The organism is Pirellulales bacterium, from assembly GCA_036267355.1.
Taxonomy (GTDB): Bacteria; Planctomycetota; Planctomycetia; order Pirellulales; family DATAWG01; genus DATAWG01.
This window is the reverse complement of the sequence record DATAWG010000110.1, coordinates 1-20,319: the sequence shown is the minus strand read 5'-3', so window position 1 is coordinate 20,319 and position 20,319 is coordinate 1. Positions and strand designations below refer to the sequence as shown.

At 60.9% G+C, this 20,319-nt stretch carries 16 protein-coding genes and 1 pseudogene; 3 read left to right on the top strand and 14 right to left on the bottom strand.

Annotation, left to right across the window (positions count from 1 at the left end; all coding sequences use genetic code 11):
• Positions 1 to 298: 298 nt before the first annotated feature.
• The 3 genes from VHX65_17535 to VHX65_17525 all read left to right on the top strand — a co-directional run bounded on the left by VHX65_17535 (position 299) and on the right by VHX65_17525 (position 4,931).
• Positions 299 to 2,779 carry a YidC/Oxa1 family insertase periplasmic-domain containing protein gene (locus tag VHX65_17535; protein HEX4000357.1) on the top strand — a complete coding sequence of 827 codons (2,481 nt, stop codon included), beginning with the start codon at positions 299 to 301 and terminating at the stop codon, positions 2,777 to 2,779.
• A 78-nt stretch (positions 2,780 to 2,857) separates the two neighbouring features.
• Complete coding sequence (locus tag VHX65_17530; protein ID HEX4000356.1) at positions 2,858 to 4,351, top strand: tRNA modification GTPase; 1,494 nt, start codon at positions 2,858 to 2,860, stop codon at positions 4,349 to 4,351.
• A gap of 103 nt (positions 4,352 to 4,454) precedes the next feature.
• A complete protein-coding gene (locus VHX65_17525; protein HEX4000355.1) occupies positions 4,455 to 4,931 on the top strand; it encodes a hypothetical protein in 477 nt (158 codons plus the stop codon).
• 32 nt (positions 4,932 to 4,963) lie between these two features.
• Here VHX65_17525 and VHX65_17520 read toward each other — a convergent pair whose 3' ends face one another.
• The 14 genes and pseudogenes from VHX65_17520 to VHX65_17455 form a co-directional block, all read right to left on the bottom strand.
• The gene (locus VHX65_17520; protein ID HEX4000354.1) at positions 4,964 to 5,779 is read right to left on the bottom strand and encodes a ferritin-like domain-containing protein; all 816 of its coding nucleotides are present in this window, start codon (positions 5,777 to 5,779) and stop codon (positions 4,964 to 4,966) included.
• A gap of 103 nt (positions 5,780 to 5,882) precedes the next feature.
• On the bottom strand, positions 5,883 to 6,338 hold the full coding sequence (locus VHX65_17515; GenBank protein ID HEX4000353.1) for a transcriptional regulator: 456 nt from the start codon (positions 6,336 to 6,338) through the stop codon (positions 5,883 to 5,885).
• Positions 6,335 to 6,946, bottom strand: coding sequence for a hypothetical protein (locus VHX65_17510; protein HEX4000352.1), 612 nt, complete (start codon positions 6,944 to 6,946; stop codon positions 6,335 to 6,337). Before VHX65_17510 ends, VHX65_17515 begins: the two co-directional genes overlap by 4 nt.
• Before the next feature lie 183 nt (positions 6,947 to 7,129).
• Entirely contained in the window at positions 7,130 to 8,593 is a 1,464-nt protein-coding gene (gene gatB / locus VHX65_17505) for an Asp-tRNA(Asn)/Glu-tRNA(Gln) amidotransferase subunit GatB (GenBank protein ID HEX4000351.1), read from the bottom strand.
• Between the two features lie 122 nt (positions 8,594 to 8,715).
• Positions 8,716 to 10,284, bottom strand: a complete 1,569-nt coding sequence (gene gatA / locus VHX65_17500; GenBank protein HEX4000350.1) for an Asp-tRNA(Asn)/Glu-tRNA(Gln) amidotransferase subunit GatA — start codon at positions 10,282 to 10,284, stop codon at positions 8,716 to 8,718.
• A gap of 47 nt (positions 10,285 to 10,331) precedes the next feature.
• Positions 10,332 to 10,622, bottom strand: a complete 291-nt coding sequence (gene gatC, locus VHX65_17495) for an Asp-tRNA(Asn)/Glu-tRNA(Gln) amidotransferase subunit GatC (protein HEX4000349.1) — start codon at positions 10,620 to 10,622, stop codon at positions 10,332 to 10,334.
• 128 nt (positions 10,623 to 10,750) lie between these two features.
• Positions 10,751 to 11,038: a 50S ribosomal protein L28 gene (gene rpmB / locus VHX65_17490; GenBank protein ID HEX4000348.1), complete on the bottom strand. Its 288-nt coding sequence runs from the start codon at positions 11,036 to 11,038 to the stop codon at positions 10,751 to 10,753.
• Positions 11,039 to 11,296: 258 nt separating this feature from the next.
• Entirely contained in the window at positions 11,297 to 13,012 is a 1,716-nt protein-coding gene (ureC, locus tag VHX65_17485; protein ID HEX4000347.1) for an urease subunit alpha, read from the bottom strand.
• Positions 13,013 to 13,163: 151 nt separating this feature from the next.
• Positions 13,164 to 13,871: pseudogene (ureA, locus tag VHX65_17480) on the bottom strand (urease subunit gamma).
• Positions 13,872 to 13,920: 49 nt separating this feature from the next.
• Positions 13,921 to 14,757: an urease accessory protein UreD gene (locus VHX65_17475; protein HEX4000346.1), complete on the bottom strand. Its 837-nt coding sequence runs from the start codon at positions 14,755 to 14,757 to the stop codon at positions 13,921 to 13,923.
• 186 nt (positions 14,758 to 14,943) lie between these two features.
• Positions 14,944 to 15,726: an ATP-binding cassette domain-containing protein gene (locus VHX65_17470; protein HEX4000345.1), complete on the bottom strand. Its 783-nt coding sequence runs from the start codon at positions 15,724 to 15,726 to the stop codon at positions 14,944 to 14,946.
• A 158-nt stretch (positions 15,727 to 15,884) separates the two neighbouring features.
• Positions 15,885 to 18,164, bottom strand: coding sequence for an urea ABC transporter permease subunit UrtC (gene urtC, locus VHX65_17465; GenBank protein HEX4000344.1), 2,280 nt, complete (start codon positions 18,162 to 18,164; stop codon positions 15,885 to 15,887).
• Positions 18,157 to 19,863 carry an urea ABC transporter permease subunit UrtB gene (urtB, locus tag VHX65_17460; protein HEX4000343.1) on the bottom strand — a complete coding sequence of 569 codons (1,707 nt, stop codon included), beginning with the start codon at positions 19,861 to 19,863 and terminating at the stop codon, positions 18,157 to 18,159. Before urtB ends, urtC begins: the two co-directional genes overlap by 8 nt.
• Before the next feature lie 197 nt (positions 19,864 to 20,060).
• On the bottom strand, positions 20,061 to 20,319 hold a 259-nt coding region (locus tag VHX65_17455), incomplete at its 5' end, for a transporter substrate-binding protein (GenBank protein HEX4000342.1).

Sequence of the window (20,319 nt, the reverse complement as noted above, 5' to 3'; positions counted from 1 at the left end):
GGGCCGGCGAGCGATCTGGCCATCGCCGGTGATTCGTCTCGGCTCGCTATGCCGGCGGACACTGAATGGGGTTGACGCTTCAGTCCCGTAGATCAAAGATGAAGCGGCGTCGGAAGTTCCGCCGCGATGCCCTCGTTTCTGGCGGCAGAAACCTCTGGGTGGCCGCGAAGCGTATCATTTGCATAGTCGCTACGACCGAATTGAAGTGCCGTGCGGTGAAGCTGCCGCACCCGATTGCCGGCCGCCGCAACACGAATACCGCAAACGCACAAACCCAACGTAACGAAAGAACTCCATCGTGGAACGGCGACTGGTATCATTCCTGGCGATTTCACTGCTGATTCTCATCGGCAGCGTCTACCTGGAAAACTTGGTCCACCCCCCCAAACCGGTAAACCAACAAAATCAGGTTGCCCAAAATGAAAACGGCGGAAAGGGGGCGGCCAACGAAAAGGCCGCGCCGAAAGCCGGCGAGCGCGGTGCGAATCCACCCGAAGCGAACGCGCCCGCAGTGAAGCCGGCCGAAAAAACGGCGCCTGGCGAAAAGCCGGCTCCGCCCAGACAAAACCCGCCCGTTGTGGGGCCGCAGCAGCCACCGGCCGAAGAAGCGATCGATATTGCTCCGCAGTGGTTTACGCTCGGCTCGCTCACTCCTGCGACGGCCGGCGGCAAATACGAAATGCTCGTAACGCTCACCAATCGCGGCGCGGCCGTCGAGCGGGTCGAGATGAGCAATCCGAAGTACGGCGATTTGGACAATCGGAACGGCTATTTGGGCCGGCTGGCTCTCGCATTGCCGGCCAAAGGGTCCGGTTGCATCGTAAATGTCGTCGGCGACGGCACTCCCGCCGCGGCTGCCGGATTGAAACCGGGCGACAAGATCACCGGCCTTGATAGCCAATCGATCGAGAGTCCGCAGGCGCTTGTCGATGCGCTGAACACGACGAAGCCGGGCCAACAGGTCGAACTCTCGGTGCTGTCTGACGGAAAGAAAGTAAAACTCGCCGCCACGCTTGGCCGATATCCGCTGTCGGTGATTTCGCCGGAGGCAAACACCGATCCGCTCGATATCCTTCCGCCGCCGACCGACCACGATCCGCTGTCGCTGTTGCTGACATTGCACCAAGCCGACGACGATACGAACGACACGGCCGGCGTGAACGACGAGATCGCCGGGTTGCATCTTCGCGACGGTCTGTGGCAAGCAAAGCGGACCGATCCGAACACGGTCGAATTCACGCGCAGGCTGCCGCGGTGGGATTTGGAGTTGGTGAAGCGCTTTACGCTGGCCGAAATCGGAAAAAATCCAGCCGGCGCCTCGGCCCCGGCCTATCACCTGATACTGCACGTCGAAGTGCGCAATACCGGCAAGAAATCGCATGAGGTCGCCTATCAGCTCGATGGGGCGACTGGATTGCCTACCGAAGGCTGGTGGTATTCCTACCGCATATCGCATGATTGGAGCGGTCTGGCATTGCGCGACGTGGCGCTGAAATTTCACGGCAGCGAACTGACGCTCGACAACAGCATGCCGCTGGCCGCGCAAAAAGAAAAGGAAATCGAAGCTAAAAAGAATGGCCAAACGCCGCCGAAAGACGAGGCCACCAAGCCGGTCGGCCCGGAATTGCCCGAAGCTCCGCTGGCCTTTGCGGGCGTGGACGCGCAATATTTTGCTTCCGCGCTGATTCCGCAGAACGAGGCCCCGCAAGGCCAAAAGTTTAAGCCCTGGTTTTCGGAAGTCCGGGCGATGATCGTCGGCGAGGTGCCGAAGGATGTGGCCGTGCGGCGGAAGGTCGATTGCACTTGCCGGCTCACCAGCGCGCTGGAAGTGCTCGATCCGGGCAAGAAAATCGAACACGACTATCAAGTGTTCATCGGCCCCAAGCAGCCGGCACTATTGGATCAATACGGCGGCGGAGTGGGCAACGACCTCAGTCCACTCGTCTATTACGGCTGGTTCGCTTTGGTTGCACAGCCGATGGTGGCGATTTTGGAAATCTTCCATTGGCTGGTCGGCAACTACGGCATCGCGATTTTGATGCTCACGATCCTGGTCCGGCTTTGCATGTTTCCGCTGTCGCGCAAGCAAGCCCTTAGCGCCAAGAAGATGCAAGAGTTGCAGCCGGAAATGAAGAAAATCAACGAGAAATACAAGACCAACGCCGAGCAGCGCACCCGCGCGATGCAGGAACTATGGAAGAAGCACAATTACAACCCGATGGGTGGCTGCTTGCTGGTGTTCGTGCAATTGCCGATTTTCATGGGCCTTTATCGGTCGCTAATGGTCAATATCGAGTTGCGGCAGGCATCGCTGTTGGGCGAAGGCGTGCGGTGGTGCTCGAATCTCGCCGCGCCTGACATGTTTTGGAATTGGAGGCATACGATTCCGCCTTTCTTGTCGGGCGAGACCGCTTGGCTTGGGCCGTATTTGAATATTCTGCCGATTCTCACGGTCGCTCTGTTCGTTTGGCAGCAATCGATGTTCATGCCGCCGGCGACCGACGACAACACGGCGTTGCAGCAGAAGATCATGAAATTCATGACGCTCGGCATGGGCTTCTTGTATTTCAAGGTGGCGAGCGGCTTGTGCCTGTATTTCATTGCATCAAGCATGTGGGGAATCGCGGAGCGAAAACTTTTGCCCAAGACGCTTCCGCCCGGCGGCAGCAATCCGGCGGCTGCGAGCGAATCTCGCTCCGCGGCGATCGCCAGCACGAACGGTCAAAATGGTTCGAGTCGAAGTGCGAACAAGAAGAAACAACGCGGTCGCAACGGATAGTAGGTTGGTGGCTTGTGGCGGTGTTCGGCTTTGGGACTCGCTGTGGCGGTTTCGCGCGTCCGGCTGTGTTCTCGGATCTTGTTTTCCGGCTCTCTCGTGCATTCGCCCGACGACACCATTGCGGCAATCGCCACTGCTGCCGGCGGCTCGGCGCGCGGCATTCTGCGTATCAGCGGCCACGAGGCCGTCGCCGTTGTTCGACGAGTATTTACGCCGCACGACTTGGACAGCCTCGAAAGCGCGAGCCGTGCTTGCGTCATCGCCGGCAGCGTTGCTTTGTCCGCCGCGGTCGGAAGGCAATCGGCATCGAGCACGCTCCCATGCACGTTGTATCTCTGGCCAACGATTCGCAGCTTCACGCGCGAACCGGTTGCCGAGTTGCACACGTTCGGCTCGCCGCCGCTGCTGGCCATCCTGCTGCGAGCCGTTTGCTCGGCGGGCGCGCGGTTGGCTGAACCGGGCGAATTCACGCTCCGAGCGTTTCTCGCCGGCCGGCTCGATTTGATACAAGCCGAGGCTGTTTTGGGAGTGATCGATGCGAACGATCGCCGGCAACTCGGCGTCGCACTTTCGCAATTGGCGGGTGGATTGAGCGGGCCGTTGGCATCGCTGCGCGACGAATTGTTGAACCTGCTGGCCGATTTGGAGGCTGGGCTCGATTTTGCGGACGAAGGCTTGCAATTCATTTCCGATACTGCATTGCGCTCGCGGCTTGCGGCGGCGACGGAGCGTGTCGAACAGTTGCTGGACCGAATGCGGTCGCGCAACCGCGTGGAAATCGAACCACGGGTCGCGCTCGTGGGTTGGCCAAACGTCGGCAAGAGCAGCCTGTTCAACGCACTGCTGGATCGAACGGCGGCGATTGTTTCGAGCGAGCCAGGAACGACACGCGATTATCTAATGGCCACATTGCCGCTCGGCGAGACATCGTGCCGGTTGGTCGACACGGCCGGCCGCGAGCCCATCGACGTCGACCACCCGACGATTTCGAGCGCCGCGCAGCAAATGACCGTCGAACAAACCGAACAAGCCGATCTGCGGCTGCTATGCCTCGATGCGACCCGCGAACCGAACGCTTGGGAGCAAACGCAATTGACCACCGCCGAGCATCCACTGGTGGCCCTCACCAAGTGCGACGCAGTTCAAACCTCCCTCTCTCGAACCATCGTCCCCCGAGCCCCGGGAAGGCTGCCAACGACATCACCTCTGGACCGCATCCTCCCAACCTTTCCTGGATCTGCCCAGCCGCCCAACTCCAAAACCCACTTCTTCCCAACGTCCGCATTAACTGGGGTCGGCCTCGACGCACTGAAAGCCGCGATCCGCGAGCAATTGGCCTCGCAAGATTCAAACTGCGCCGTCGCCAACACAGCGACGCGTTGCAACGAAAGCCTTCGATTGGCTGCCGAATGTCTGCGGCGCGCCGGGCAAATGGCAAGCCGCTCCGGCGGCGAGGAATTGATCGCGGCCGAACTTCGCGCCGCCCTCGTCGAGCTTGGAACAGTCGTCGGCACCGTCTACACCGACGACATTCTCGACCGCGTGTTTAGCCGGTTCTGCATCGGGAAATAAGCCGATCCGCGGCTCGCCGGTTCGGAGCTTGGGGTACAACAACATCGGACACACTTTTTGCGATCCGTCTCTCGCCGATTCAGGCACTTGCAAGAGCTGCTGCATGAAGGCCGCAGAACTGACGCCGCACAGCGGCGCGAAACGACTCTTCCGATCGCTCACCGATCAGTTTCGGATGCCCGCCGGCTTGCTCGGCCGATTGGCGGGCTGGTGGTTCTGGCAACAGTTCGGCCGGCAGGGCGGCCGTTTGTCGCTGGGCGATGTCCGCGAGCGAACTATCGAAGCGTTTGCGTCGCCGAATCGCATCGATGGCCTTGAAACGACCTGTCGAGATCAATCAAGCACGCGGGTTTTCAGGCATCCCGTCGCGCGACCATTGCTCGACTGCGGCGAAAGCATCGTGCAACGCTTCTTCGGCAAGATCAAAGTCGCCGAGCAGGCGGATCAAGTAGCAAAAACGCGGCGTGAATCCGAACGATCGAGTTCTTCGACGCGATCAGGCATCGAACTACTATCGAAAATCTCGTCGGTTTGCTTTGCTGCCACTTCACCGCGCATCGCCGTCGAATGCCTGTGCTAGATTGTTGGCCCTCCAAAATATACAGCCGTCGATTATACCGCCGACGCTTCGTTTTGGCTCGGAACCGTTCCACGCCGTTTCGCAGGCGAATTTAGCGCTCGCGAACTCAAAGGCCCTGGGCTTGCGATCAGGCCCATGCGGCTCCAATGCACGCCCATCCGTTTCCACGCCGATCGCCAAAAACGCCGTAGCGGAAATCGCCCGGCCCGCAGTGCACGACGATGCGCAATCCAAACGGCCGACGCTGTGCCGAAGAACAAGATTTGCTGCGAACGGAGCGTGAGCCGGCGGAGGATCGGGCCACGGGTGGCATAGATTTGAGCCAAGCGTTCGTATTGCAATTGCAGATGCGGCACTTCGTCGCGAAGGATCTGGCGGCAAATCGTCTGCAGCAATTGCGATTCGGTTGCTTGGAGCACCGCACGATAATAAATCATCGCCAGCGTTTCCACGGCGATGACCACGGTGGTCCAAATCTCCATGCTCGACAGTCGTGCGCGCATCAGCCGGAACAGCGAGTCGCCCCAATTGCGGCCGATCCGGCCGGAGCCCTGCATGTCGAGAAATCGGCCCAACAATTCGCCATGCCGTTGCTCTTCGGCGATGAATAGTTCGACGACGGCGGGAAATTCCGGGTCGCCGATTCTGGCCGCATAGCGGCGTGCCGCGGCCATCAAATGCGAGCCATCGGACGTTTCGCCCAGTTGCCAGGCTTGCAGCGATCGGATAATTGCGCGAGCTTCGGCCGCCGACAATTCGGCCCCCATGTCCCAGGGGAGCGGAAGTTGATGGCTCGTATTGCTGCGGAAAAAGTCTTGCCATTGGCGAGAAGAGAGGAACGCGGGCATCGAGGCTTCTCCTTGGAAAAAGTGGAGGGAATGACAAGAAATCCGTTTACTTGTTAGAGTAGTGGACTTTGCATTGCAAAGTACAGTTCGAAAAAGGGGGTCGTCAGCCGGGGAGCCATCCTGGTCGCAACGCTGGGCTGTGCTCGATTGCCGCGGCGGTCTTGACCGATGCGGCCGCGTCGGCGACGACGCGTTCCAATTCGGCGATGTAAGCCAACAGCCGGCGGCGGCCCGGTTCGGTCAATCGGCAGAGCGTTTGCGGTCGCTTTCGCTCGAATCGCTTCCAAACCTCCACCAGTCCGGCTTCTTGCAGCGTTTGCAAATGGCGGCTGAGATTGCCGTCGGTCAGCGAGCAAAGATCTTTCAGATCGCCGAACAACAGTCCCGTCGGGTGTGCGGCCAACGAGGTCAAAATGCCGAGCCGGGCCTTTTCGTGAATCGTGCGATCGAGGCCTTCGTAGGCGTAGCGCCCCGCTGTCGGGACGGCCGGCGCGCGGCTTTGTGCGGCAGCTGGTCTTTTGGTGGTCCCTTCGCGACGCGAGGGCTCTTTCTTGGTCACGGCTTAGTCCCTTTCCTCTCCGAAAGCAAAAGCACGGCTGCCGTGATGGATTGGCCGACTCCAAACAACAGCGGCATTTCCCATGGAGAAAGCGGCTCGCGGTTGCTCGTCCAAGCCAGTGCGCCGAGGCCGCTCGCGAGATAATAAATCGCCACGGCAAGAATCGCCGGCGGCAACAGCCGCCATGACGCAAACAGGCCCATGCTGAAAAGAATTGCCCACAGACCCGGAAGCATCCATGCGGCTTGCGGCGCCGCACGGGCAACGACGATCGTCAGCAGCCCCCCTGCCACGAGACAGGGGAAAAACTGCTCAAGCGCCAACTGAGTCGTCTCATGCTGCAATAACCCAGGCGACCGCCGATTGCGGAGCCAGACATTGCCCAGACAAATTGCAAGGCTAGCGGCGGCGACTGCGATCCACAATGCCAGGTATCGCCACAAATGCGTCGCGGGCTCGGAGATCCACTGCGACTGCACCGCACTGGCGAGGAACGCCAGCAAAGCCGAGATCGCCACCGGGGCGGCCCGATATCCGCGAAATTGCTCGCTACGGGCCATCTGCCGCCGGATGGCGGCGATTTGCAGGAGGGCTTCTTGCAGTTCCATGATCGGGGCTCCAGGACGGCGCGATTCACTTTGTATTGCAAAGTTTACAGGAATGGGCGGGGGTTGGCAAGAGTTTGGAGGGCTGGGAAGGGGGGGTCGCGCGGAACCCCCGGGGATGGCCGAGAGAAAGACGTGCAAGTGGGAAGACGGATAGGGCCTTCCCTGGGCTTGCGATGCGCGATTTTAGAGCTTCGCGATCAGGTCGAGGCAGATTTCCCGCACGCGGCCGGGGTTGATGTTGGCGTTGCGCTTTTTGACTTGGCCGACGAGATTGCCGGCGGCTTGAAGTTTGCCCCCTTTCACGTCGGCGACGATCTTGGGATTTGCCGCCACGATTTCCTGGCAGAGGGCGATCAATTCGCTTTCGTCGACGCGCGTGAAACCGCGAGCGGCGATCACTTCCGCCGCGCTCTTGCCGGCGACGAGCATGTCGGCAAACACTTCGCGGCCACGGCTCGTATCCAAATCACCCGATAGTACCCGGGAAATCAATTCTGCGAGTCCGGCCGGGCGAATCGGGAATTGTTCGATCGCCACGCCGCGCTCATTGAGCGTTCGCAGCACGTCTTGCTGCAGCCAATTGCTGGCCAGCTTGCCATCGCCGATCAGTTTGGCTAGTTCGACGAAATAATCCACCAGTGGCAGCCCCTGGTTCACGAGCACGTCGCTATCGTATTGGCTGATGCCGTGTGTGATTTCCAGCCGCGTTCGCAACGCGGCCGGCAGCTCGCCGAGCGAAGCTGCGATTTCGCGAACCGCCCCGGCCGGTACGGTGACGGGCACGAGATCGGGCTCGGGGAAATAGCGATAGTCCGACGATTCTTCCTTGTGCCGCTGGGCCCGCGTGACATTGGCAGCATCGTCCCAGCCGCGCGTTTGCTTGGGCACGGCGCCGATTTCTTGCTTCGTTTCCTGCCAGACTTGCAGTTGCCGCTCGGCTTCATAAACGAGCGCCCGCTCGACGGCTCGGAAGCTGTTCATGTTCTTGATTTCAACGATCGGCGTTTTCGCCAACCGGCCGTCGGGCTGCGGGACATGCAGGTTCACATTCGCATCGACCCGCAGGCTTCCTTCCTGCATGTTGCAATCGGAGATGCCGAGATACGAAAGCAGCAGCTTGAGTTCGGTGAGATAGGTTTTGGCTTCGAGCGGCGAACGGAGATCGGGCTGACTCACGATTTCCAATAGCGGCGTGCCCGCGCGGTTCAAATCAATGCGGCTATCGGCTTTGCCGGCCAGTTCGTCGTGCATGCTCTTGCCGGCGTCTTCTTCCAAATGCACGCGGATGATGCCGATCTCGCGCGGCTGGAAGCGGCCCTTTGGATCGCGAATTTCCAGATGCCCTGCCGAGGAAAACGGCAGATCGTATTGGCTGATCTGATAGCCTTTGGGCAGGTCGGGATAATAGTAATTCTTGCGGTCCCACTTGGTGAACGGAGCGATGCGGCAATTCAGCGCGACCGCCGCCCGCAACGCCAGCTCGAATGCCCGGCGATTCATCACCGGCATGACGCCGGGCATCCCGATGCAGACGGGGCAGGTTTGCGTATTGGGCGGCGCCCCGAAGCGCGTGCTGCAACCGCAGAACAATTTCGTCTGCGTCAGTAGTTGCACGTGAACTTCGAGACCGATGATGGTGGTGAACACGAGGGGGGAGGGCTAGGGGCGAGGGACGAGTAAGGCGGAACACATGATATGCAACACGAAAGGTCGATGGAACCGCGCGTCGGCGGGTGTCGTTGAATGCATTGCGGGACCCTGGATTCTTTTTACTCGCCCCTCGCCCCTCGCCCCTCGCCCCTCCCATCAGGTCGCCGCTCGTGCCAATCCGTGGCCGTTTGGAACATGTGGGCGGCGCGGAAGAGGCGGTCTTCGGCCAAGGTGGGGCCTTGCAATTGCAGACCGATCGGCAAACCGCTCGAGCTGAATCCGCAGGGGAACACGATTCCGCCGATGCCGGCCAAATTCGCACTGACGGTGTACAGATCGACCAGATACATCCCCAGCGGATCGTTCGATTTTTCGCCGAGCTTGAATGCCGGCGACGTGGTCACTGGCCCGGCGATCAGATCGACACGGCGAAACGCTTCGTCATAGTCTTGCCGAATCAACCGGCGCACCTTGAGCGCTTTGAGATAATACGCGTCGTAGTAGCCGGCGCTAAGCGCGTAGGTGCCGAGCATGATACGCCGCTTCACCTCGGGCCCAAATCCCTCGGCCCGGCTGCGGCGATAGAGCCGCACCAGCGGATTGTCGAGGTTGTCCGCCCTGGCGCGATCTCCGGCAGCGATCAGTTGCTTTCGCTCGGAATCGAGTTCGGCCTCCATGGCCGATTCATCGGTGCGATAGCCATAGTGAATGCCGTCGTAGCGGGCCAGATTGCTCGAGGCCTCGCAAGGGGCGATGACGTAATACGTGGCCACACCGTATTTGCCATGCGGCAGCGACACCTCTTCGACCTTGGCCCCCAGCGATTCATAAACTCGCATCGCTTCGCGAACCGCCGCTTCCACCTCGGCATCGAGCCCCGGGCCAAAATGCTCGCGCACCAAGCCGAGCCGCAAGCCTTCGAGCGGCTGACCGACCGTTTGCGAATAGGCGGGGACCGGCGAAGGGATCGATGTCGCGTCGCGCGGATCGTGCCCGGCGATCACTTCGAGCAACAGGGCTGCGTCTTCGGCCGTGCGCGCGAGCGGTCCGATTTGATCCAAGCTGCTGGCGAATGCCACCAGGCCGAACCGGCTCACGCGACCGTACGTGGGCTTCAATCCGGTGACGCCGCACAATCCCGCGGGCTGGCGGATCGAGCCGCCGGTGTCGGTGCCGATCGAAAGCGGGGCCATGTCGGCGGCGACGCACGCGGCCGCCCCTCCGCTGGAGCCGCCCGGCGTGCGTTCGAGATCCCAAGGATTGTGCGTTTGTTGAAAGGCCGAGTTCTCGGTCGAGCCCCCCATCGCGAATTCATCGAGATTCGTTCGGCCGATCAGCACCGCGTCGGCGGCGCGCAGCTTGGCCACCACGGTGGCGTCATACGGGGGCCGAAAATGTTCGAGCATCCGCGAAGCACAGGTCGTCAATTCGCCTTTCGAGCAAAGCAAATCCTTGACCGCCACGGGCAGGCCCGCCAACCGGCCGACCGGCTGCTTCGCCTTGCGACGGCGATCGACGTCGGCCGCTTGCCACAGCGCTCCTTCGGCATCGACGCGGAGAAAGGCTTTGACCTCCGGTTCGCGCCGCTTGATCTGATCGAGATAGGCTTGCGTCGCCTCGACGGCCGACACCTCGCCCGATTCGAGCTGGGCCAATAGCTGCGTGGCAGTGTGGTGGAGGAGCGACATCACAGACTCGTAACTGCTTTCTGACGGCGGCCCCCGGCCGCTTGCCGTCACTCGCCAAGCACCGCCGGAACCAGATAGTATTCATCGTCGTGGTGCGGGGCGTTGGCAAGGGCGGCGCTGCGATCGAGGCTCGGCTGGAGTTCGTCGGGGCGGAAGACGTTGGTCAATTCGACGGCATGGGCCATCGGCTCGACATCGTCGGTGTTCAATTCCGAAAGCTGCTCGACATAGGCCACGACCGCGCCCAACTGGGCCGTCATCGTGTCGAGCTCTTGCGGGGTGAGGCGGAGCCGGCCCAGCAGGGCCACCTTTTCGACATCCGCGCGGCTAAGGCTCATCGGACGATCTCTTGGGGGCGAGTGAACGTCGAACGGCGAATCGTCAGGCTGGAAAGCCTGACCTACGGCACGGCGCCGTATGGCACTGAGCCGTGTGCACTGGCTTTGCCAGTGCTTCGGCCGAATCGTTAGCTGGTGGCCTTTGTCGACGCTTCTGCAGCCGAAAGCTTGAACGGTGCCCGGCGCACGAGCTTGGCCACGCCGCCGCTGCGGATGCATTGCGTGCAAACGAGCTTGGTCGTGTTGGTGCCGCGACCCACGGTGACGCGGATCCGTTGCAAATTCGGCTTGAATTTCCGCCGGGCGATGCCGGTCACCTTCGTGCCGACTCCGCCGAGATACTTGGCCTTGCCGCGAATGGTAACGGAATTCCCCATCGCGTGTCCCTTGCCACAAATTTCGCAAACTCGAGCCATCGCACCCTCGGATCGTAGGAACGCGGTTGACGAAGAATTACGTTGCGTGGAAACGAACCAGTATAGCGGCCGAAGGGTCCCCCGGGAAGCCGAGCGGCATCGCTTCAGCCATGCCATATCGCAAAACACCAGCCCGCACCTCAAGCCAGGCGGAGCAGGTCCAGTCTGTCAACGATTCCCTCGCTAACGCTTCGGGCTGGTGTGCCGATCGGCGAGTTTTGAGACAGAGCGTAGCGACAATCCGCGACGCCGAGGCAATCAGAACAAAAAATACCGCTGCGCCAACGGGAGTTCGTCGGCCGGTTCGCAGACGAGGGCTTCGCCGTCGGCGGTGACGAGGTAGGTTTCGGGATCGACGGTGATCGCCGGGGCGAGGTCGTTTAGCTTCATATCGCGCTTGCCGATGTTGCGGCAATTGCGGACCGGTTCGATTCGCTTCCGCAAGCCGTATTCTTTCGCAGTGCCGGCGTCGACACAGGCCTGGCTGACGAAGGCAATCGAAATCGGGCCGACGGCCTGGGCAAAGCTGCCGAACATCGGCCGCATGAGCACCGGCTGCGGCGTGGGGATCGAGGCATTGGCGTCGCCCATCTGCGACCACGCGATTACGCCCCCCTTGATCACCATCTCGGGCTTGGCACCGAAAAACGCCGGCCGCCAGAGCACCAGGTCGGCCAGCTTGCCCACTTCGACCGAGCCGATCAGATGGCTCATGCCGTGGGCAATGGCCGGGTTGATCGTGTATTTGGCGATGAAGCGGCGGATGCGGAGATTGTCGTTGTCGCCCGTTTCGTCGGGGAGCCGGCCGCGCTGGCGGCGCATTTTGTCGGCCGTTTGCCAGGTGCGGGTGATCACCTCGCCGATGCGGCCCATCGCCTGGGCGTCGGAGCTGATGATGCTGATCGCCCCCAGATCGTGCAAGATGTCTTCGGCGGCGATCGTTTCGCCGCGGATGCGGCTTTCGGCGAATGCCACGTCCTCGGGCAGATTCTTGTCGAGGTGATGGCAGACCATGAGCATATCCAGATGCTCGTCGAGCGTGTTGACCGTGTAGGGCCTGGTCGGATTGGTGGAACTCGGCAACACGTTCGGCTCGCCGCACACGCGGAGAATATCGGGCGCATGGCCGCCGCCGGCCCCTTCGGAATGATACGTGTGGATCGTGCGGCCTTTGAACGCGGCGATCGATGCCTCGACAAAGCCCGATTCGTTGAGCGTGTCGGTGTGGATTGCCACCTGCACGTCGTGTTGCTCGGCGACCGACAGGCAGCAATCGATGGTAGCGGGAGTGGTTCCCCAATCTTCGTGCAGCTTGAAACCGACCGCGCCGCCGACCAATTGTTCGACCAATCCCTCCGGCTTGGCGGTGTTGCCTTTTCCCAGGAAGCCGAAATTCATCGGCAAGCCATCAGTCGCTTGAAGCATCATCCGAATGTGAAAAGCGCCGGGGGTGCAGGTGGTGGCACAGGTGCCGGTGGCGGGGCCGGTGCCGCCGCCGACGAGCGTGGTCAGGCCGCTGGCGAGCGCGTCATAAGCCTGCTGGGGGCAGATGTAGTGAACGTGCGTGTCGATGCCGCCCGCGGTGAGAATCAGGCCTTCGCCGGAGATCGCTTCAGTGGTCACGCCGACAATCATGCCCGGATCGACGCCGTCCATCATGTCGGGATTGCCGGCCTTGCCGATGCCGACGATCCGCCCATTTTTGATTCCCACGTCGGCTTTGATGATGCCCGTGTAGTCGACGATCAGGGCGTTGGTAATCACGCAATCGAGAGCGTCGGCTTGGCTCGTGCCGGCAGCCTGGCCCATGCCGTCGCGGAGCACTTTGCCGCCGCCGAATTTGCATTCATCGCCATACACGGCGGCATCGCGCTCGACCTCGAGCCATAGCTGCGTGTCGCCGAGGCGGATTTTATCGCCGGTCGTCGGGCCGTAGATTTCGGCGTAGTGAGAACGCTTGATTTTGTAGGGCATCGACTTTTCCGTTAATTGATCCTCTGCCAGTGTTTGCGACCACCTTGGCGAATCACACTGGCGGAGCCAGCGGCACACGGCATGTATTTCGTCACGACGTTTTGTCGGCGAATTTTCGCGAGGCGACGTGGATCATCGCTGCTTTCTTGTTTTCTTCGCTGAGCGGGCCGTCGGCGAGATTGTTGCCGCCGCGGATAATGCGCTTGCCGGCGATCTCGACGAGCGTGACGGTTTTCGTATCGCCCGGCTCGAAGCGCACGGCAGTGCCCGCCGGGATGTCGAGCCGCTTCCCATAGGCCGCCGCTCGGTCGAACTGCAACTGGTCGTTCGTTTCGATGAAGTGGTAGTGGCTGCCGACCTGGATCGGCCGATCACCGAGGTTGCTGACTTCAAGCGTGGTCGTTTCGCGGCCCGCGTTTAGAAGCAAATCGCCGTCGCCGGTCGAGCAGCTTCCCGGTGGCGAATCGAGCGTATCCGCGGTTTCCGGTTCAAAGACAGAGAGCTCGGGCATCGGCAAGAAACTGCCGGCCAATGCCAACGACAAATCGCCGTGCTCGGCCGCGATCGGATGATGCACCGTGACAAGCTTCGTGCCATCCGGAAACGTGCCTTCGACTTGTACTTCGTGCAACATTTCCGGCACGCCGCTCATGACCTGCTTGCGGCCGAGAAATTGCCGGCCGAGGTCCATCAGTTCGGCGACCGATCGACCGTCGCGAATGAATTCGAGCAACTGCGTCGCGATCAGGGCCACGCATTCGGGATGATTCAATCGCACGCCGCGAGCAAGCCGCTTCTGGGCCAAGAAGCCGGCATTGTGCAGCAGCAGCTTGTCGATTTCACGCGGCGTGAGGTGCATAGAAGGCTTAAGGCTTGAGGCTACAGGCTTGAGGTCTCAGAGACAACGGCTACCACTTTCTTGACCAGGGGCTTTCGCCCAGCCGGCTCGCTAAAAAGGATAACCTTTCGATGAGCCGGCGGCCAACCAGTTCAGGTGTTTCCCCCAATAGCCGCACGACGATGCCATGCGGGATCGGGCTGGCGGCTTCGATGAGCGGGGCGTCGGGGGCAAAGGGAATTCGGGCCGAATCGGCCAGCTCTCGGCTTGCCGCCTCGGCCAATGGCGAGCCGATGATTGCCAACGCCGCGGCACAATGAAATCGGCCCATGCGAAACGGCGATTCCAGCGGCCCATCCTCTGGCGAAAGCCGCCAGGCGTCCGTCAGCACCGGAGTTCCATCGACGGCCACTTCAAGCCGGCTGGCGTAGCGGCTCATCTTCCACTGTTCGCCGCGGCAGCGCCGGCCGCTGGTGAGCCAATCGACGACCACCAGCGCCCCGCCGCGGTGCAATTCGATCCGCTGCCGCTGTTCGTAATTGGCGCCGTCGAAGCAACTCACCGGATCGGGGGCGACGACCAATAGGGCGCCATCATCGACCGTCGCGGCCAGCGTTTGGCGGCAAACGCGATTGTGCGAGCTCTTGTAAACTTTCGTCGTCGATTGCGTGCCAATGACGCAGATGGTTTGCGAGCCGAGCCGGATTCGAAGGCCGATGTCGTCGCCGGCCACGAGGCCGCCGCCGTAGGTGCTCGTGTAGATCCACGCGGCAGGGCCGGGGCGCCGCGGCATCAGCAATTTAAGGGGGCTGGTTGCCGCCGCACGCACAATCGCCGTCCGCCCGGCGACGCGCGACAGATGCAGAATCCCTTCCCCCGGCCGCAGCGAATCGAAGCGTCCGATCATTCAAGTAACCCCAGGGGGAAATGACGAATGACGAAGTACGAATGCCGAATGAAACACGGCGGATGAAAGCATGGACGGCGGACGCGCGAAACCGCAAGCGAGCTTCCATGCGAATCGGCCGGCGAGGCACGCTTGCGGGTTCGCGCGTCCGCCTTCCTCCCGGCCCCCTCGCCTCACCCTGGCTTCTTATACGCTCAAATGGCTGCGGATGATTTCGGGGCTGAGGTCGGTCGTCGGCCCTTCCGCCACGACGCGGCCGCGGTTCATGATATAGAACTGATGTCCGAATTCCTTGACGAAATCGAGATACTGTTCGACCAGCACCACAGTCATGCCCATTTGGTCGACCAAGTGATGCAGCACATGGCCGATCTGGGTGATGATATTGGGCTGGATGCCTTCGGTCGGTTCGTCCAACAGCAGGATTTTCGGTTGGCCGACAAGGGCCCTTGCGATGGCAAGTTGTTGTTGTTGGCCGCCGGAGAGATCGCCTCCCATGCGGCGGCCCATCGTCTTGAGGACGGGAAATAGATCATAGATCATCGCGGGGATTTCGCGATGCTTGCCGTTGGGCGATTGAGGGCGAAGGCTATCGGAGCCGGAATTGCTCGACGTCAGCGAGGCCGCCAATTTGGAGAACATGCCGCGCGGCGGTTCGAGCGCCGAGAGGCCGACGCGAAGGTTTTCCTCGACCGAGAGCTTCGGAAAAATCTGCCGCCCCTGGGCCACCAATGCCATTCCGGCTCGGGCATGCTGATGCGACGACATCCAGGTGAGGTCCATTCCGCCGGCTTCGACCTTGCCCGACGACGGGCGAAGAATGCCCATCAGGTTTTTCAGCAGCGTCGTTTTGCCGACGCCGTTGCGCCCCATGATGCAAGTGACCCGGCCATCGGCCATGGTCATCTTCACCTCGCGCAACGCCTGCACGGCGCCGTAGGAAAACGATAATCGGTCAATCGTCAACATAGGTGCTCAATCTCTAATGACAAAGCACGAATGTCTAATGAATGACGCATCACGAAGCTCGAATGACGAAGCGATATTTCGTCATTCGTCATTGTTTAGTCATTCGTCATTAGACATTCGTCATTCCCAGTTCCTCTTCTCTCACCATGGCCCTCACCCTACCGGCCCAGGTACGCTTCGATTACTTTCGGGTCCGCCTGCACCTGGTCCATCGTGCCGAACGCCATCACTTGGCCTTCATTGAGCACCGTGACGCGGGAGCCCAGCAGGCGGACGAAATCCATATCGTGCTCGATCACGATGATGCTGTGTTCTTCTTGCAGCTCGAGTAGCAGTTCGGCAGTGAGCACGGTTTCTTCATCCGTCAGCCCGGCCGCCGGCTCATCGACCAACAGCAGCATCGGGCCGGAGAGGATCAGCATGCTGATTTCGAGCCATTGCCGCTGGCCGTGACTGAGATACTTTACCTGCCGATCGGCGTGTTCAGCCAGCCGCACGCGGCGGAGGATGGTAAAGATTTTTTCGCGCTCGGCGGCCGTTTCGCGCGTGAACAAGTTGCTGAGCAGGCCCTGCCGCCCTGGAAGAGCCAGCTCCATGTTTTGATAGACCGACAGGCTGTCGAACACCGTGGGTGTTTGAAATTTTCGCCCGACGCCTAGCCGGGCGATCTCGGCCTCGGCCATATTGGTTACGCCGCGGCCGGCGAATGTAATGCTGCCTTCGGTGGCGCGGGTTTTGCCGCTGATCACATCGCACAGCGTTGTTTTTCCCGCGCCGTTCGGCCCGATCACGACGCGCAACTCGTAGAAACCGAGGCTGAATGCGTCGACATCGAGGGCCTTGAAGCCATCGAAAAGCACTTTCACGGCTTCAACCTTCAGCAGATCGCCGTTCGGGAGGTTCGTCGGCTGGCGGCGTGTCATGAGCGCGATGCGGCTCAATCGCTGTTGGAGCGTATCGCCCTCGTGCGGCGGCGGAGCGCCGGCGGTGGCCGAACCGTTCTCCGTCGAGTCGTGAGCGCCAACGACTCCGACCGCAGAACCCTCGCCCACCATTGGGCTAACTGGCAATCCGCTTTCCTCGGCGGCCAATGAAACCGCAGCCGGCGACACGGCCGGCGCTAGGGCTGGAATGGCCGACTTAGGACCGGCGGCCGAGCGCCAGAGCTTGCCGAGCCATTGATACAAACGGTCGGGATTCCGGGCCAGCCAAATCATGAAAACTCCGGCCGCGAGCCACACCAGCCAGTAACCCCAATAGGCCAAGGCACTCGGGCTCGTCCATTGGAGAGCCGTCGGATCGTCTTCCCAGAATTTTTCTTGCCAGACCGGCGGCATCGCCATGATCCAGCCAAGAAACAATCCGCCGAGCACGTTAAGCATTCCGGCAGGAAACCAGAGGGCCGCCGCGATGAACAGGCCGCCATCGACGAAAGGCCAGAAGTTCGGGCAGCGGGTGGTGAGAAAATTTTCGATCCAAAGCACGATCAGCGCGCCGAACGCCGCGCCGCGCAAGGTGCCTCGGCCACCCACCGCCACCCATATCGCCACGGCAATCGACGGGGCGACGGCCATGTTCGAGGGAGTGATGATCCCGTTTTGCGGCGTATAGAGCATTCCGCCGACGCCGGCCAACATCGCCGAAAGCGTGAAGACGAACACTTTGTAGTAATGTGGCCGATAGCCCGAAAACCGCAACCGCGATTCGTTGTCGCGAATTGCGATCAGCACCCGTCCCATCCGCGAGCTGACGATGTATTTGCACAGCAAATACACCGCGATGAACACAATCACAGTCGTCTGAAACAGCCCGACCTTCACATTGTTGTCGCGCAAATCATGACCGGCGAGCGTGACGAAGTTCGTCAGGCCGTTCGTGCCGCAGAGCAGCATGTTGTTCAGGCAGAAAACCTTGTAGGCCGCGAGCGTGAGGGCTTGCGTCAGGATCGCGAAATACACGCCGCGAACGCGGCTGGCAAAACCAAAATAGCCGACGATCAGAGCCACGAAGCCCGGCACCATCAACGCCAAAAGAATCGCTAGTGGCAGCGAACTGAAGGGATACCAAAACCATGGCAATGTCATTCCCGACACTTGCGACGACACGACGAACAGCGCGCGGGGAATATTGCCGTTGTCCAACGGGCCATGCATTGCCAGATACATGCCCATTCCGTATCCGCCAAGCGTGAAAAAGAGCGACTGGCAGAGGCAAAGCACTCCGGTGTAGCCCCACACCAAATCCAGGCTGATGGCGACAATCGCCAGCGCTACGAATTTTCCGAACAGGCTCACTTGCGAAGCGTCGAGCAAGTCGTGGTGGTATAGGGCCGGCACGCCGAAAAACGCCACGACCATGAACACCCAAAACGCGATGTTGCCCGGCGAAAGGTCGAATCGGCGCGACAATCGTTCGGCAGTGGAAGGAGCCTTAGACATCGGCCAACCTCCCCTTCGGCGGGAACAACCCACTCGGGCGCCGCTGAATGAACAGGATGACCACCACTAGAATCAGCACTTGCCCCCACACCGCGCCCGTAAATGGCTCGAAGATTTTATCGAGGACGCCTAGGCCTAGCCCGGCGTAGATCGTGCCGGCCAATTCGCCGACGCCGCCGGTGACCACGACGAGAAACGATTCGACGATGTAGTTCTGCCCCATGTCGGGCGTAACGCCGCCGATCAGCGTTAGTGCGTAGCCGGCAATGCCCGCGATGCCGGCGCCAAGCGCGAACGTATAGCCGTCGACGCGGCGCGTGCTCACGCCGAGCGCCGCGGCCATTTCGCGATTTTGCACGGTCGCCCGAATCCGCAATCCGATCTTGGTGTACCCCAACAAGCCGTAGATCAACGCCACGCAAAGGACACACAAGATAACGATAAAACAGCGATTGTACGGCAGCACGAGATCCTGAATCACTTCGAAGCCGCCGCGAAACCACGTCGGGGCGTTCACGCCGATGTTGTTGCCATAAATCGCCCGCACCGCCTGGATCAGCACGATGCTCACGCCCCATGTGGCCAGCATCGTATCGAGTGCCCGGCCGTATAAGAACCGCACCACAAGCATTTCGACAAAGTATCCGCAAATCGCCGCCGAGAGAAACGCGACCGGCAATGCCGCGACGAAATACCAATTGAACATCGACTCCGGCAGATTCTTGACGAAAAACTGCTGCATCGCGTAGGTGGCGAATGCGCCGATCATCATCAGCTCGCCGTGGGCCATGTTGATCACGCCCATCACGCCGAATGTGATCGCCAGCCCGAGCGCCATCAGAATCAAGATCGATCCTTGCGAAATGCCGTCGCGGACGTAGCCCAACCCGCGGACGAGCCGTTGATAGCTTTCGATCTGGGCCACGGCTTTTTCATAAGTCTGCTGCAATTCGAGATCCACCGTTTTGCCGTCGGCCGCGTCTTGATGCATGTGTTCCAGTTGGTCGCCCAAGATCGAGGCGCCGCGAGTGCTGCGCAGTTTCCCAAGTGCCTGCGCCGCGGCGATGCGGTCGGCTTTTGGAGTGTTGGCGGCTAGCAACTGGATGACATCGATGCTCTCATGGGCATTTCGGCGAGTTTTTTCGGATAGCATGGCGTCGGCCGCGACTTCCTCGAGGGCCGGAATGAATTCCGCTTTGCCGCTGTTGCCCACCCGCTGGATTGCGACGACCTGCACGTCAGGATCAGGGTCCCAGAGTTCCAACACCGTTATCGCGTTGCCGACTAGGCGGCGTTCGAGCCCACTGGGGCCCATTTGCGTGAGATCGTCGATGGGCCTGACGACCTGCTTGCCATCCTTCAGCACGGGTTGCCCGGTCAACGGATCGGATAACGGCGCGAGCTCCTTGCCGCTTGCGTCCTTCGTCGTCTTCTCACACAGAACGACCCGGTCGCCGCCGGCCTTCCAAAGATAGAGGTTCCCCAGGTTGAAGGCCTTGAGAACAGCGATCATCCGCACGTCTTTGGAGTGCGTGATCGCATCGATTGCCTTGCGGCGAACGACCGGGCTTTCATCCGCTAGTTGGCGAATGAGAGTTTCGACGGGTGGCCCCGCCGCCGATGCGCGAACCGGCGGAAACAGCACACCGGCTACAAGCGACGCCAAGATGAGCGTCGGAAAAGTGGTTCGTCCAATCATTTCGGGGCGCAGCTCCGCACTGCGTGAATAGTCGATTCGAAAAGCCACGCGAGCCGTGACTACAAACAACCGGCTTGCGGGCTTGTCTCAGCCCGCAAGCCGGCACGGAAAGCCGACGTCTTAGATAGCACCACCGCCAAAACCGTGCAATTGCGGTTAAGCTTGTTTTCGCGGTCGCGCATCTCGAATGGCTAAGACTATTTCTTCGGACCGCCGGTCGGCGCGGGATACTTTCCATCCGGATGCAGATACTTGCTATAAGATTCCGGAGCGATGAGATCCTCATGCCGATAGACGATCTTGAACTGGCCGTCCTTTTGAATTTCGCCGACGAAGCACGGCATCCAGGTGTGCTGATTTTCGGCGACCTTGCGCTTACCGCTCGGCGACTCGAACTCCAGACCCAAAGCAGCCGCACGGACTTTGTCGGGATCGAAGCTTCCAGCCTTCTCGCAA

Coding starts and splice junctions, on each gene's coding strand:
- VHX65_17520 (HEX4000354.1), bottom strand. CDS start 5,779: ATGCCCGCGTTCCTCTCTTCTCGCCAATGGCAAGACTTTTTCCGCAGC.
- gatA (HEX4000350.1), bottom strand. CDS start 10,284: ATGTCGCTCCTCCACCACACTGCCACGCAGCTATTGGCCCAGCTCGAA.
- VHX65_17470 (HEX4000345.1), bottom strand. CDS start 15,726: ATGTTGACGATTGACCGATTATCGTTTTCCTACGGCGCCGTGCAGGCG.
- ureC (HEX4000347.1), bottom strand. CDS start 13,012: ATGCCCTACAAAATCAAGCGTTCTCACTACGCCGAAATCTACGGCCCG.
- VHX65_17525 (HEX4000355.1), top strand. CDS start 4,455: ATGAAGGCCGCAGAACTGACGCCGCACAGCGGCGCGAAACGACTCTTC.
- gatC (HEX4000349.1), bottom strand. CDS start 10,622: ATGAGCCTTAGCCGCGCGGATGTCGAAAAGGTGGCCCTGCTGGGCCGG.
- VHX65_17510 (HEX4000352.1), bottom strand. CDS start 6,946: ATGGAACTGCAAGAAGCCCTCCTGCAAATCGCCGCCATCCGGCGGCAG.
- rpmB (HEX4000348.1), bottom strand. CDS start 11,038: ATGGCTCGAGTTTGCGAAATTTGTGGCAAGGGACACGCGATGGGGAAT.
- VHX65_17475 (HEX4000346.1), bottom strand. CDS start 14,757: ATGATCGGACGCTTCGATTCGCTGCGGCCGGGGGAAGGGATTCTGCAT.
- urtB (HEX4000343.1), bottom strand. CDS start 19,863: ATGATTGGACGAACCACTTTTCCGACGCTCATCTTGGCGTCGCTTGTA.
- urtC (HEX4000344.1), bottom strand. CDS start 18,164: ATGTCTAAGGCTCCTTCCACTGCCGAACGATTGTCGCGCCGATTCGAC.